A 226-nucleotide genomic window follows, 5' to 3' on the forward strand; every position below is an offset into this window, starting at 1 on the left:
GGTAAAGCGAGCGTCTCTCACCCCTTCAACAACGATGTCACCTTCGAGATCAGCCATCCCAACGCCATGCGAGTCGAGCTCTACAGCCAGGACCGCGATTATATCTGGCCGGGCAACAATCAAGACTATTATCTCAATGACGGCGAGACCAAGTCGATCCCGCTGTCCTGCAATGACGGCGAATCGATCTGCTACGGCGCCTGGGTCGACGGCGACGAGGGCACCT

General features: G+C 57.5%; 1 pseudogene. It reads left to right on the forward strand.

The features are described 5' to 3' along the window. Positions 1 to 226, forward strand: a pseudogene (locus tag E5W87_RS35915) (hypothetical protein); the annotation flags it as partial.

Origin of the sequence: Mesorhizobium sp., from assembly GCF_004962925.1 — a bacterium.
Classification (GTDB): domain Bacteria; phylum Pseudomonadota; class Alphaproteobacteria; order Rhizobiales; family Rhizobiaceae; genus Mesorhizobium.